A 525-nucleotide genomic window follows, 5' to 3' on the forward strand; every position below is an offset into this window, starting at 1 on the left:
TTCCCCCGTTCGGTGCACTCCCCGCCCGCGTAGATGTTCGGGTTGCTCGTGCGCATGCCTTGGTCGATGACGATGGCACCTTGCGCATTGACAGTGACCCCCGCTGCGTCCAGCGCGAGGCTGCGCGTGTTCGGTGTCCGACCGGTGGCAACCAGCAGTTTGTCGGCGCGCAATTCACCGTGCGTGGTGGTCAGCACGAATTCACCGTCCATATGGGCGACCTGGCTGGCTTGCGTGTGCTCCAGCACCTCGATGCCCTCGGCACGGAAAGCGGCTGTCACCGCCTCGCCGATGGCCGGGTCTTCACGGAAGAACAAGGTATTGCGCGCCAGGACCGTGACCTTGCTGCCCAGCCGGGCAAAGGCTTGCGCCAGCTCCAGCGCCACCACCGACGAGCCGATTACGGCAAGGCGTTCGGGAATGGTGTCGCTCGCCAGGGCCTCGGTGGAAGTCCAGTAGGGTGACTCTTTCAACCCCGGAATCGGCGGGACCGCCGGGCTGGCACCCGTGGCGACCAGGCAGCGG

General features: G+C 66.3%; 1 protein-coding gene. It reads right to left on the bottom strand.

Annotated elements, in window-relative coordinates; genetic code table 11:
* Nucleotides 1–525 (bottom strand): FAD-dependent oxidoreductase (locus ABD296_RS50255; RefSeq protein ID WP_344285834.1); only part of this gene is annotated, 525 nt, incomplete at both ends.

Origin of the sequence: Actinomadura napierensis (genome assembly GCF_039529375.1) — a bacterium.
Classification (GTDB): Bacteria; Actinomycetota; Actinomycetes; order Streptosporangiales; family Streptosporangiaceae; genus Spirillospora; species Spirillospora napierensis.